13 protein-coding genes are annotated in these 13,039 nt (G+C 31.4%); 9 read left to right on the forward strand and 4 right to left on the reverse strand.

All coding sequences use genetic code 11. The annotated features are described in order from the left end of the window. Nucleotides 1–66: 66 nt before the first annotated feature. The gene (locus LQ679_RS00410; RefSeq protein WP_239761917.1) at nucleotides 67–1,320 is read left to right on the forward strand and encodes an aminoacyltransferase; all 1,254 of its coding nucleotides are present in this window, start codon (nucleotides 67–69) and stop codon (nucleotides 1,318–1,320) included. A 32-nt stretch (nucleotides 1,321–1,352) separates the two neighbouring features. Then, the gene (locus tag LQ679_RS00415) at nucleotides 1,353–2,612 is read left to right on the forward strand and encodes an aminoacyltransferase (protein WP_049318918.1); all 1,260 of its coding nucleotides are present in this window, start codon (nucleotides 1,353–1,355) and stop codon (nucleotides 2,610–2,612) included. 159 nt (nucleotides 2,613–2,771) lie between these two features. Here the strand turns inward: LQ679_RS00415 and LQ679_RS00420 are convergent, their stop codons facing one another. Further along, nucleotides 2,772–3,290, reverse strand: a complete 519-nt coding sequence (locus tag LQ679_RS00420) for a histidine phosphatase family protein (protein WP_239761918.1) — start codon at nucleotides 3,288–3,290, stop codon at nucleotides 2,772–2,774. A 97-nt stretch (nucleotides 3,291–3,387) separates the two neighbouring features. Continuing rightward, nucleotides 3,388–4,137: a MerR family transcriptional regulator gene (locus LQ679_RS00425; protein WP_239761919.1), complete on the reverse strand. Its 750-nt coding sequence runs from the start codon at nucleotides 4,135–4,137 to the stop codon at nucleotides 3,388–3,390. 137 nt (nucleotides 4,138–4,274) lie between these two features. Between LQ679_RS00425 and LQ679_RS00430 the strand changes: the two genes are divergently transcribed. Next, nucleotides 4,275–4,853: a GNAT family N-acetyltransferase gene (locus tag LQ679_RS00430; protein WP_126477874.1), complete on the forward strand. Its 579-nt coding sequence runs from the start codon at nucleotides 4,275–4,277 to the stop codon at nucleotides 4,851–4,853. 370 nt (nucleotides 4,854–5,223) lie between these two features. On the opposite strand, the gene LQ679_RS00435 is transcribed toward LQ679_RS00430, so the two are convergent. Next, nucleotides 5,224–5,565 carry a hypothetical protein gene (locus LQ679_RS00435; RefSeq protein WP_126477873.1) on the reverse strand — a complete coding sequence of 114 codons (342 nt, stop codon included), beginning with the start codon at nucleotides 5,563–5,565 and terminating at the stop codon, nucleotides 5,224–5,226. Nucleotides 5,566–5,837: 272 nt separating this feature from the next. Between LQ679_RS00435 and pepF the strand changes: the two genes are divergently transcribed. The 6 genes from pepF to lacD all read left to right on the forward strand — a co-directional run bounded on the left by pepF (nucleotide 5,838) and on the right by lacD (nucleotide 11,565). Then, nucleotides 5,838–7,634 (forward strand): oligoendopeptidase F, encoded by a 1,797-nt coding sequence (pepF, locus tag LQ679_RS00440; protein WP_239761920.1) that lies wholly within the window; start codon nucleotides 5,838–5,840, stop codon nucleotides 7,632–7,634. Nucleotides 7,635–7,819: 185 nt separating this feature from the next. After that, nucleotides 7,820–8,566: a DeoR/GlpR family DNA-binding transcription regulator gene (locus LQ679_RS00445; protein WP_172965063.1), complete on the forward strand. Its 747-nt coding sequence runs from the start codon at nucleotides 7,820–7,822 to the stop codon at nucleotides 8,564–8,566. Nucleotides 8,567–8,707: 141 nt separating this feature from the next. Then, nucleotides 8,708–9,139: an RpiB/LacA/LacB family sugar-phosphate isomerase gene (locus LQ679_RS00450; protein WP_206167057.1), complete on the forward strand. Its 432-nt coding sequence runs from the start codon at nucleotides 8,708–8,710 to the stop codon at nucleotides 9,137–9,139. A 12-nt stretch (nucleotides 9,140–9,151) separates the two neighbouring features. Continuing rightward, nucleotides 9,152–9,679: a galactose-6-phosphate isomerase subunit LacB gene (gene lacB / locus LQ679_RS00455; protein ID WP_239761921.1), complete on the forward strand. Its 528-nt coding sequence runs from the start codon at nucleotides 9,152–9,154 to the stop codon at nucleotides 9,677–9,679. Next, nucleotides 9,676–10,626, forward strand: a complete 951-nt coding sequence (locus LQ679_RS00460; RefSeq protein ID WP_239761922.1) for a 1-phosphofructokinase family hexose kinase — start codon at nucleotides 9,676–9,678, stop codon at nucleotides 10,624–10,626. Before lacB ends, LQ679_RS00460 begins: the two co-directional genes overlap by 4 nt. Beyond that, nucleotides 10,627–11,565 carry a tagatose-bisphosphate aldolase gene (lacD, locus tag LQ679_RS00465; protein ID WP_239761923.1) on the forward strand — a complete coding sequence of 313 codons (939 nt, stop codon included), beginning with the start codon at nucleotides 10,627–10,629 and terminating at the stop codon, nucleotides 11,563–11,565. 51 nt (nucleotides 11,566–11,616) lie between these two features. On the opposite strand, the gene lacG is transcribed toward lacD, so the two are convergent. Further along, nucleotides 11,617–13,032, reverse strand: a complete 1,416-nt coding sequence (gene lacG, locus LQ679_RS00470; protein ID WP_239761924.1) for a 6-phospho-beta-galactosidase — start codon at nucleotides 13,030–13,032, stop codon at nucleotides 11,617–11,619. Nucleotides 13,033–13,039 lie beyond the last annotated feature (7 nt).

Consider the following 13,039-nt stretch of genomic DNA (forward strand, 5'->3'; position numbering starts at 1 on the left):
GAATAAAGACAAAATATTGTATAATTGTAACAAATACATAAAAATGAGATTGGGAGTATTGTATAAATGAAATTTACAAATTTAACAACTGGTGAATTTGAAGCTTTTACAAATAAAATGCCGTACGCGCATTTTACACAAGCAGTAGGTAATTATGAATTAAAAACTTCTGAAGGCACTTCAACACATTTAGTAGGGGTCAAAGATAATCAAGGTGAAGTATTAGCTGCATGCTTGTTAACAAGTGTACCAGTTATGAAGAAGTTTAATTACTTTTACTCAAATAGAGGACCAGTAATGGATTATGACAACAAAGAACTTGTTGACTTTTTCTTTAAAGAAATCGTGAGCTATTTAAAAAGTTATAAAGGATTATTCTTTAGAATCGATCCTTACTTGCCATATCAACTAAGAGATCATGATGGCAATATTAAAAAATCATTCAACCGTGATGGTTTAATTAAACAATTTGAATCATTAGGCTATGAACACCAAGGCTTCACAACTGGTTTCCACCCAATACATCAAATTAGATGGCACTCTGTACTTGATTTAGAAGGTATGGACGAAAAGACACTCATCAAGAACATGGATAGTTTGAGAAAAAGAAATACTAAAAAAGTTCAAAAAAATGGTGTTAAAGTACGTTACTTATCTAAAGATGAAATGCCGATATTCCGTCAATTTATGGAAGATACAACAGAGAAGAAAGATTTCAACGATCGCGGCGATGACTTCTATTACAACAGATTAAAATACTTTGAAAATGTAAAGATTCCTTTAGCTTATATAGACTTTGAAACTTACATTCCACAATTAGAAAAAGACCATGAACAATACAACAAAGATATTTCGAAAGCTGAAAAAGATTTAGAAAAGAAACCAGATAATCAAAAAACGATTAATAAAATAGACAACTTAAAACAACAAAGAGAAGCAAATGAAGCTAAATTAGAAGAAGCACGTCAATTACAACAAGAACATGGTGATACATTACCAATAGCAGCAGGTTTCTTCATTATCAATCCATTTGAAGTTGTATATTATGCAGGTGGTTCATCTAATGAATATCGTCACTTTGCAGGTAGTTATGCAATTCAGTGGGAAATGATTAAATACGCGTTAGATCACAATATTGACCGTTATAACTTCTATGGAATCAGCGGAGACTTCTCAGAAGATGCACCTGATGTTGGCGTTATTAAATTTAAAAAAGGTTACAATGCAGATGTTTATGAATATATTGGTGATTTCGTTAAACCAATTAATAAACCAGCGTACAAAGCATATACAACACTAAAAAAAGTATTAAAAAAATAAATGATTTTCAGTAAGAGAGGAATTTAGATAATATGAAATTTACAGAATTAACGGTTACTGAATATGATGAGTTCGTATCTGATAGTCGATACGAAAGTCACTACTTTCAAGTAAAAGAAAACATCAAGACGAGGGAAAATGATGGTTTTCAAGTTGTATTATTAGGTGTTAAAGATGAGAATAATCAAGTCGTTGCAGCAAGTCTATTCTCTAAAATACCAACATTAGGTAGTTATGTGTATTATTCAAATCGTGGTCCGGTAATGGATTATAGCAATCTAGATTTAGTGACATATTACTTCAAAGCACTTGAAAAGTACTTAAAACAGCATCAATGTCTATATGTTAAAGTCGATCCATACTGGATTTACAATATATACGATAAAGATATTAAACAAATTAAAGAAGATGGCGCTAATGACCAAATCGTTGATCTCATTAAATCACTAGGCTATGACCATCACGGCTTTACGACTAAATATGATCCATCAAGCCAAGTAAGATGGATGGGTGTCTTGAACTTAAAAGATAAAACATTAGCAGAAGTTAAAAAAGGATTCGACAGCCAAAGAAAACGTAACGTCAATAAAGCGCATAATTATGGTGTTAAAGTACGTTTCTTAGAACGCGATGAATTAGATATATTCTTTAAACTATATAGAGAAACAGAAGAAAGAGCTGGCTTTATTTCTAAGACAGATGAATATTTCTTAAACTTTATCGATACATATGGTTCTAAAGCATTAGTACCATTAGCATATATCGATTTAAACGAATATATTCAATCAACTCAAGAGAATTTAAACGAATTAGAAACAAAACGCGATCAAATGATGGCTAAAGAAAACAAATCTGAAAAACAATTAAAGAAAATTGCTGAAACAGATCGTTTAATCGACCATGCACAGAAAGAATTATTAGAAACTAGCGAACTTATTAAAACAGATGGCGAAATCTTAAACTTAGCATCTGGGGTATTTTTCGAAAATGCATATGAAATCAATTATTTCTCAGGTGGCTCAAGTGAAAAATACAATCACTTTATGGGACCATATATGATGCACTGGCATATGATTAATTATTGTTTCGAAAATGGATTCGATAGATACAATTTCTATGGATTATCAGGAGATTTCACTGAAGATAGCGAAGATTACGGTGTATATCGATTTAAACGAGGATTTAACGTTCAAATCGAAGAATTAATCGGAGATTTCTATAAACCAATCAATAAGAAAAAATATTTCTTACACAATGTAATCCAAAAAGTACGATCTAAAATTAAAAAGTAATCAAAAAAAGCTGAAATTCATTTTTCAGCTTTTTTGTGTTAAATATGGGGTTAATAGCATATATCATATTTATTTTATTAATTAGTTTACATAATATATATTATAGGAAGTTAAGTATATTGACTTAGGGGACGCCTATTTTACATATATCTAACTATTTTATATTGTTACATGTTTAACTTGTAACGCATCATCAATTACATATAGATCTGGATTATTTAAAGCTTTCCATTCATCAAAGCCAAATTGTTTGTCGAAATGATTTAGTAATAATGACATGATGTTACCATGTGTAACAATTAATGCATGTTCATTTACTGGTATTGACTTAAATACTTCTAATATTCGTTGTTGAGCTTCTAAACTTGTTTCGCCATTATGTATACGATAATTAAAGTCACTGAAAGTCATTTTAAGCTCAGTTAGCCAATTATCTATTGGTAAGTCACTTAAAATGCGCTCATTTAAACGGCTATCATAAGTTAACGGTGTTTGGTATTTTGTTAAATATGGTTTGATTGATTCGTAAGTACGATTCATTTCACTAACATATATATGGTCAATATTGAGTTTAGCTAATACAGGTACTAATTGTTGAGCTGACATAATGCCATCTGCCGTTAAAGCTGCATCAACGTCTTGTCCATTAGCTTTGCAATGTCTTAATACATAAATCATACAATCACTCCAAATAGATTTTAGGAAAGCATATCATACATCATGATAAATAAAAACCACTATAAATCGAAATAAATACGATTTATAGTGGTTTATGCTATTGATTCATTTTGACATAACTTGCAATTGCTTTACTAGCAAATTGTGCGGTACCGTCACCAAATTTATTAATATTTTTAGTAAATCTTTCATCACTTACATACATATCACCAATACTACCAAAAACTTCTAAACTATACTCGCAATCAATATTAGAATTTAAATATGTGTACCATCTTTGTACAATTGATTGAGCAATTTCTGAATCTGGAGATTCATTTCTGTTTGCTGCAAATGCTCTAAAGATATCATTCATTTCTTCTTCTTTAGAAGCTTTTTCTTCTTTAGACCAACTATTAATACGATTGTTCGCTTTATCTACAGTTTTATTCCCCCACTTTTCACGAGCTTCAGCTTCATATTCATTCTGATTAAACTCAAAACCTATAAATTTATCTTCATTCGTCATGTTAATTTCTCCTTTCATATGTTTCGTCGTTTGATCTATCGTTTGAATCATTTGATCAATTCTTGTTCTTTTATTGATGAGCATCTTTCTATGCATATTTAATGCTTCTTTTTTATCAAACGAAGGATCATCAAGAATTTCTTTTATCTTTTTTAGAGGAAAATCAAGTTCTTTAAAAAATAAAATTTGCTGTAATCTGTCTACATTCTCGTCTGAATACAATCGATAACCAGAAGATGAAACATTAGACGGATTCAGTAAATTAATTTCATCATAATGGTGAAGCGTGCGCACACTTATACCGACTAATTGAGCAATTTCTTTAACAGTCATTTCCATTTACTTAACCTCCTCATAACCCTACTATAAAGTCTTACGTTACGTTAGAGTCAACAATATAATCAAAAAAATAAATAAAGTCAATTTCGTACATGTTATAATACATTTAGAATATCACGTAAGTCAGGAGTTTTATAATGAATAAAGAGATACAACTTGAATTAAAATTAGAAACATCTCGTTTAATACTACTAGCTGGAGAACAAGTTTTTTCATACAAAGAAACAATAAAGGACGAAATGCTGAACTCAGTAGATACGTTAAAAGATTGGGTAGCATTCTTCAACTATCAATTTGACGAATATAAAGTGACTGATTTTCTTAATAAATCAACTGACACACAGTATAACAAAGAATATTTTAGATACTTTATCTTTGAAAAAGATACGATGCAATTTGTAGGATCAGTTGTTCTTCAAGATATCGATTTAAGATTACCATCATGTGAAATTGGTTATTGGGCAGTCAATTCAGGATTAGGCAAAGGTTATATAACAGAAGCTATTCAATATATTACACAACATGTTATAGAAAACCACGGCTTTGTAAGAGTAGAAGCATACATAGATGTTAAAAATACAAGAAGTATTAACACCATTGAAAGATGTGGGTATGAACGAGAAGGAACATTAAAGAACTCAGATCTAAGCGCAGACCAACAAAGTATTATTAACGAAGCACTCTATGCAATCACGACACCTGTTTATTTTAAATAGAGAAAGAAAAAGCGACTGGGATATATAGAAATATCTCAGTCGTTATTTGCAAGTTTGGTGAGAAGTGCAAATACTTGTGCCGTTATTAGCAAGTTTGATGAGAAGTGCAAATACTAGTGTCGTTATTTGCAGTTTTGGGTGAAGGTGCAAATACTGGTGTTGTTATTAGTAAGTTTGGTGAGAAGTGCAAATACTGAGGTTGTTATAAACAAGTTTGGCGAGAAGTGTTCATAAGACCCTCGTTACGAACAAGTTTGTCGAGAAGTGTTCACAAGACCGTCGTTACGAACAAGTTTGGTCAGAAGTGTTCCTAACGCCCGACTAAGCAATCAAAAAACGACTAAGATATAGAACTATCTTAGTCGTTTCACTATTTATTACGTCTTTTTAATTCATTAAATTGACGTTCATCTTCTATTGTTTCATCTTGACTATGTTTTTCGGCTAATCTTTTTTGATTCTTTCTCATTAAGTACCATGTTAATAAGCATACAAATAAACTTACGATTGCCATAAATGCGGCATAGCCTAATAATGGTTCGTATGTAATATCATAAAAATTAGGTAATATAAATGCAATCATACCTAATACGACAAATGTCAAAATTGCACTGATGACGTGTTTTTTAAGTATTAATGATGATAATACAGAAAAAACAATAACGACGACAAATGAAATCCATAAGTAGTTTGGGAAATCAAAAATATTCAAGATGCACGCCTCCTTTATCTAGTTGTACTGGTCTATACCCCTTTTATTTATGTTTAATTACGATATAGATAGAAATTTGATTTATTTATATAAATTTAATTGTACATTTGCAATTTTGTTTAAATTCTACGGACATAAGCGCACAAATGTGACCATGATGCGCCAGATAAATTGTTTGTATAGTGCGTTGTATCATATGACGTAGAAGATGTTTATATGTATAATATGTACATAAGTACATAAATAAGTAAATTTTAAAAAAGGGTGATTTGATGGGACAATTATTAAGAAGTGAAGTTCCTGTTCAAGAAACATGGGATCTTTCAAGTTTGTATCAAGACAATGATGCATTTTATAGAGCATTAAAAGAATTAGTTGAGAACGTTACAGCATTTAATGAAAAATATGTGAATCAGTTAAATGAAATATCAACAATTGAATCTGCTTTACGTGAACAAGCTGACCTAATTGTAAGTATTATTCACTTAAGTACATATGCAGAATTACTTTATTCGACTGATACGACAGATGAACAAAGTCAAAAAGTAGCTGCACAATTTTCTACTACATATGGAAAAGTAGCTGGTTTATTGTCATTTGTAGAGTCAGAAATTTTGCAATTAGATGATGAAGCATTCAATGCTTTAATTAAACAATCTGAGTATCCTAAATATTTAACGTTGTTAAAACGTCAAAAAGAACATACATTACATCCTGAAGTAGAAAAAGCGTTAGCAACCTTCTCACCTACTTTTGGTGCGCCATATGAATTATATGGTATTACGAAAATGTTAGATATTGAGTTTGGTACTTTTGAAGCGAACGGAGAAGAAATACCTTTAGATTATGTTTCATTTGAAGGTGACTATGAAGTAGACTCTAATACAGAAGTTAGACGCAATGCATTTAAGAAATTTAGCGATGCGTTACGACGTTATGAGAATACAACTGCAGCAACATATAACGCTCACGTTCAAAAAGAAAAAATTGAATCTGAATTACGTGGTTATGATTCTGTTATTGATTTCTTATTAGAATCACAAGATGTAACAAGAGAAATGTATGATCGTCAAATAGATGTTATTTCAGAAGAATTAGCACCACATATGAGAAGATATGCGCAATTACTTAAACGTACAAATAATCTAGATAAATTAAAATTTGAAGATTTACGTATATCATTAGACCCTACTTATGAACCAGATGTATCAATTGAAGGTTCTAAAGAATATATTAAAGAAGCATTAAGTGTGCTTGGTGAAGATTATATGCAAATGGTCAATGATAGTTATGATAAACGCTGGATTGACTTCCCTCAAAATAAAGGGAAACAAACAGGTGCTTATTGTGCAAGTCCATACGGTGTTAACCCATTCATATTTATTTCATGGACAAGTAAGATGACTGAAGTATTTGTATTAGCACATGAACTTGGTCATGCAGGACACTTTAATTTAGCAAATGCACATCAAAATGTATATCAAGCTGATTGTTCAATGTACTTTGTCGAAGCACCATCAACAATGAATGAAATGTTAATGGCTAATAGTTTATTGAAGAAATCAGATGATCCGAAATTTAAACGTTGGGTTATTAGCTCAATTATTTCAAGAACGTACTATCATAATATGGTTACACATTTATTAGAAGCTAAATATCAAAGAGAAGTTTATAGACACGTTGATAAAGGTGAAGCACTCACTGCCCCACTTTTAAATAGTATTAAGAAACAAGTTATTTCAGATTTCTGGGGAGACGAAGTTGAAATAACTGAAGGTGCAGAATTAACATGGATGCGCCAACCGCATTATTATATGGGCTTATATCCTTATACGTATTCAGCAGGTTTAACGATCGGAACTGCTATGAGTCAAAGAATTGAAAAAGAAGGACAACCTGCTGTTGAAGATTGGTTAAATGTCTTAAAAGCTGGTGGTTCTAAATCTCCTGTTGAACTTGCTCAAATGGCAGGAATTGATATTACGACAGATAAACCACTTAAAGAAACAATCGCGTATATCGGTCACTTAATTAACGAGCTTGAATCACTAACAAACGAAATTGAATAATATTTTTTCTAATATTAATGTAGAGACTGATACATCTTATGGTGTGTGAGTCTCTATATTTTTATATAAACATATCTTATTAAATAACCGCATTATATATTATTCTAATTTTAATATTATTTGTGTTACAATATAATCAAACAAATTCGAACTTATTAAAAAGTTAATATATAGGAGGATCACAAGTGAAATTAAAAGTTGATAGGCACCGTTTTATAATGGATGAACTTAAAAATAATATGTCTGTGAAAGTATCTTCCCTTTCAGAGAAGATGAACGTTGCTGAAATGACAATTAGAAGAGATTTACAAGAACTAGAAAACAATGGTTTGTTAAATAGAATTCATGGTGGCGCTAAATTAATTGAAGATAATTTATATAATGAAAAGTCACATAAAGAAAAGCAAACTATTAATGTATCTAATAAAATGAAAATTGCTCAAAAGTGTGGAGAACTCATTCATAATGAAGATATTATATTTATCGGTTCAGGTTCTACAAATGAACTTATATTTGATTTTATAAAAGACAAGAACTTAAGCATATTTACGAATTCGCTTGATATATTCTTACAATATAAAGATTTATCAAACATTGATGTATTACTCGTAGGTGGTCGATTCAGATCTAAAACGGGTACATTTATCGGACACTTTGCGAATAAAATGATGGAAGACTTTCATGTAGCAAAAGCATTTGTCGGAGTTAACGGTATATATGGTCAAAAATTAACAACTGCTAATGAAGAAGAAGGTAAAGGTATTCATATCATTTTAGAAAATGCAAAGCTTAAATACATCACAGCAGACAGTACAAAATTCGGTGTTCAAGCATTATATAACTTCTATAATATTAACGATGTCGATGCTGTTATATCAGATGATGATGTAAGTGAAGAAATATTAAACACATATCCAAACAAGATTAAATAGTTATCAAAATGAATATTAAAAGAAACGCAATATAGAATAGCATATCGCTATTTTATATTGCTTTTTTTATTGACAGAAAACATGTTTGATTTTATATTATAATTAACAAAAACGAACAATTGCAAACATAGGAGGATGTATATGAAAGTTTTTATTAATTGTATTCGTAAATCCAGCCCTTTAAAAGACAAGATTATTCAGGAACTATCTCATTCTAACATTGAATGGATCGATTTGTATGATGAAACACTTGAAGATGATGTGTTTGCTGTAACTGTAAATACAATAGAAGCAGTTAAAAATAATGAAGATGCTAAGGCATTAATCATTGATGATTATGGTATTGCACCATTCATTATCGCGAACAAACATAAAAATATAATTGCTGCTTCAGTTTCAGATGACCGTTCTGCTTATATGACAGCACGTCACAACAATACAAAAATTATGATTCTTGCTTCTGAAATTGTTGGCTCTACACTAGCGGTTAACTGTGCTAAAGCATTTGGAGAATCATCTTATGATGCTGGCCGCCATCAAATCAGAATAGATATGTTAAATAGTTTGTGTTAAGGAGGAAGTTAAATGAAGATAGCTATTGGATGCGATCATATCGTTACGGATGAAAAAATCAAAGTATCAGATTTTATTAAAAGTATTGGTCATGAAGTGATAGATGTTGGAACTTATGACCATCAAAGAACACACTACCCTATTTATGGTGTAAATGTCGCAAAAGCTGTTACAGAAGGAAAAGCTGACTTAGGTGTTGTACTTTGTGGTACAGGTGTAGGTATTAGTGTTTCAGCAAATAAAGTACCTAATGCGAGAGTTGCGCTTGTTCGAGACATTACAAGCGCTCGTTTAGCGAAAGAAAAATATAACTGCAATATTATCGGTGTTGGTGGGACGATTTCAGGCATTGATTTAATAACTGATATCGTCGAGACCTTTATAAATGCAGAGTATATCCAAACAACGGAATCAGATCACTTAATAGAACGCATGAATCAATTGTTAACAGACGACCAAGTTCAATATGATTCCAATCAGTTTAACAAATATATTGATAAATGGAATAAAGGAGAATATGTGGATGAGGTGAAACATTGAAATTATTAACAATTACATTAAATACTTCAGTGGATATCGCCTATCAACTAGATCATTTTGAATTGAACCAAACGAACCGCGTTAAAAATGTTATTAAAACAGCTGGTGGCAAAGGATTGAATGTTACGAGAGTAGCAAACATTTTAGGTATTGATCATTTAGCTACTGGCATTATCGGCGGAACTACGGGCACTTTTATTAAGCGTGATTTAAATCAAGATCATATTAAACATGATTTTTATGAAACAAATATTGAATCGAGACAATGTATTGCGATTTTAAATGGAGCGCTTCAAACAGAATTACTTGAACCTGGAGATTCAATTACGCAAGAAGATATTCAGTCTTTTATGAAACATGTGACTGAACTCATACAAACGCATGACATTATTGCGATATCAGGTAGTGCTTTACCAGGCATGAATGTTGAAACTTATCAAATGCTTATTGATATTGCTGCTAGTTACGGTAAGAAAGTATTGTTGGATGTTAATGGTCATACTTTAAAAGATTTACTAAATCATGAAGGTCAAAGCTTACCTTATTTAATAAAACCTAATATCGAGGAACTAAATCAGCTATTTAATGTGAAAGATCATGATAATCATCAAGAGATTATCGAAGCATTGAAATCCCCTCTTTTAAGCCAAATTCCATGTGTGATGATTTCACTTGGTTCTAATGGTGCACTTTATAAATATCAGCATCAAATTTATAAAGTAAATATTCCTAAAATTAAAGCTGTTAACGCAGTTGGTTCTGGTGATAGTTCTATAGCAGGCTTTAGTTATGGACTTATACAGAAACAAGATGTTCACTATGCTGTTAAATCAGCCATGGCTGCTGGAATTGCGAATGCTTTAGAACAGAAAACTGGATTCTTAACGAAAGAGAATTTTGAGTATTATTTAGCAATAATAAAAATTGAACAATTGGAGTGTTTTTAAATGGTTAAAAATTTATCAAAACTCACAAACGATTTAGGGCAAATTGCTGCACTTGCCATTGATCAACGCGGTGCATTAAAGAAAATGCTTGGTGAAAATATAGAAGCAGAAACGATAGAAGATTTTAAAGTACAAATATCTAAGACATTAACAGAATTTTCTTCAAGTATATTATTAGATCCTGAGTATGGTTTACCCGCTTCAAAAGAAAGACATCCTAACTGCGGTTTAATCTTAGCTTACGAAAAGACAGGCTATGATAAAGCAACACCAGGTCGATTACCCGATTTATTAAATACATGGTCTGTACACGCACTTAAACAACAAGGTGCAGATGCCATTAAATTACTTGTATATTTTGATATTGATGAATCACAAGAAATCAACGCACAAAAAGAAGCCTTTGTAGAAAGAGTTGGTGCTGAGTGTGTCGCATTGGATATTCCATTTTTCTTAGAAATCGTGTCATATGACGCAACAAATGATGATAACTTAAGCGAAGCATACGCAAAAGTTAAACCTCATAAAGTTATTGAAGCAATGAAATTATTCTCAGAAGACCGATTTAAAGTAGATGTATTAAAAGTGGAAGTGCCAGTTAATATGAATTTTGTAGAAGGATTTGGCGATCATCCAGTATATACGAAATCACAAGCTAGGCAGTTTTTCTTAGAACAATCAGATGCAACACATTTACCATTTATCTTTTTAAGTGCAGGCGTATCACCTACTTTATTCCAAGAGACGTTGAAATTTGCTTATGAATCAGAATCTAAATTTAACGGTGTATTATGTGGAAGAGCAACATGGGCAGGTGCTACTCAAGCATATGTTAAAGATGGCGAACAAGGATGCAAAGCTTGGTTAAATGATGAAGGTATTAGTAATATACAAAATTTAAATAAAGTGATTGAACAATATGCAACAGCTATAAGTTAATTATAAATACCCCGCTTCTATTTAATCTAGAAGCGGGGTTTAGTTTGCTTTTTATTCTGCTTTATTCTCTAATGACTCAGATAGTGCTCTATACCATAGTGCACTTTTCTTGATATATCTTTTTTGTGTTTCAAAGTCTATATAGAATAATCCGTATCGCTTATTATAACCATTAGACCAACTAAACATATCTTGCAATGACCAAACAAAATAACCTGTTACATTAGCACCATCTTTAATCGCATCACTAATGCTTTCTAAATGTGTAGCTATATAGTCTATACGTGGTTGATCATCGATGATTGTTTGTTCATCTATAAATTGATCTTTATACCCTAGTCCATTCTCAGTGATTAGCAGCTTTTTATAATTTGGATAGTCTGCTTTAATACGCATAATCATATCATATAAACCTTTAGGATAAATATACCAATCCCAGTCAGTCGTTGGAACGTCATAGTTTTTAACAATTTCAGCTATTTGTTTAAGTCTAAAAATCGAACTACCTTTGTCCCCTGTACCATTATGATGTATTAAGCTATCCGCTTCATTTGCTTTCACCCAATTACTTTGATAATAATTGATGCCTAAGAAATCTTGTAACTGACTAGCTTCTTTAATGATTGCCATTTCCGATTCTGTTATATCTAATGAACCATCATATATATTAAGTAAATGATTAATTACATCCATTTTCTCACTAGAATATGCGCCTAAAAATGTACCATCTAATAAAAATCCATTGATAAATGTATCTTGTACTTTAGCAGCGTTCACATTTTCTGGTTGTTCATCAATTGGATAAATTTGAGTTAAAGCATGTATAATACCGATTTCTCCGTCATAACCTTTCTCTTTATAGAGTTTAACTACTTTACTATGCGCAACAATAAGATTATGTTGAGCTTGGAGACACTTGACGACTTGATATTGTTCACCAGGTGGAAACGCGCCTGTTACATATTGACCTAAAGTATATGCGATAGGTTCATTAATCGTCATCCAATATTGAACATCATCTTTAAATGTCTCAAAGCAATATGCTGCATAGTTCACAAAATGCGTGATGTTCTTCTTACATAACCAATCCCCTTGTTTGAATAGTTCTTCAGGCGTATCAAAATGATGTAATGTCACATATGGTTCAATATTATATTTTCGACACGTCGCAAATACATTTTTATAATATGTTACCCCTTTTTGATTAACATCCCCATATCCTTTTGGAAATATGCGAGACCAAGCAATAGAAATTCTTAACGCTTTAATACCATGTTCTGAAGCTAATTTAATATCTTCTTCATATCTATTGTAAAAATCGCTTGCTGGATCTGGGCTAAATCGTCCTTGTCTTTCTAAAAATTCATCCCAAAGCACACGTCCCTTTCCATCTACTTTGCTTGACCCTTCTACTTGATATGCTGCAGTTGCAGCGCCTAGTACAAAAGTTTTTGGTAATTCTAACATGCTTATA

Origin of the sequence: Mammaliicoccus sp. I-M35, from assembly GCF_022386455.1 — a bacterium.
GTDB classification, from domain to species: domain Bacteria; phylum Bacillota; class Bacilli; order Staphylococcales; family Staphylococcaceae; genus Mammaliicoccus; species Mammaliicoccus sciuri_A.

Bases quoted from the DNA above. Each gene is read 5' to 3' on its own strand.
- LQ679_RS00410 (WP_239761917.1), top strand. From the start codon at position 67: ATGAAATTTACAAATTTAACAACTGGTGAATTTGAAGCTTTTACAAAT.
- LQ679_RS00415 (WP_049318918.1), top strand. From the start codon at position 1,353: ATGAAATTTACAGAATTAACGGTTACTGAATATGATGAGTTCGTATCT.
- LQ679_RS00420 (WP_239761918.1), bottom strand. From the start codon at position 3,290: ATGATTTATGTATTAAGACATTGCAAAGCTAATGGACAAGACGTTGAT.
- LQ679_RS00425 (WP_239761919.1), bottom strand. From the start codon at position 4,137: ATGGAAATGACTGTTAAAGAAATTGCTCAATTAGTCGGTATAAGTGTG.
- LQ679_RS00430 (WP_126477874.1), top strand. From the start codon at position 4,275: ATGAATAAAGAGATACAACTTGAATTAAAATTAGAAACATCTCGTTTA.
- pepF (WP_239761920.1), top strand. From the start codon at position 5,838: ATGGGACAATTATTAAGAAGTGAAGTTCCTGTTCAAGAAACATGGGAT.
- LQ679_RS00450 (WP_206167057.1), top strand. From the start codon at position 8,708: ATGAAAGTTTTTATTAATTGTATTCGTAAATCCAGCCCTTTAAAAGAC.
- lacB (WP_239761921.1), top strand. From the start codon at position 9,152: ATGAAGATAGCTATTGGATGCGATCATATCGTTACGGATGAAAAAATC.
- lacD (WP_239761923.1), top strand. From the start codon at position 10,627: ATGGTTAAAAATTTATCAAAACTCACAAACGATTTAGGGCAAATTGCT.
- lacG (WP_239761924.1), bottom strand. From the start codon at position 13,032: ATGTTAGAATTACCAAAAACTTTTGTACTAGGCGCTGCAACTGCAGCA.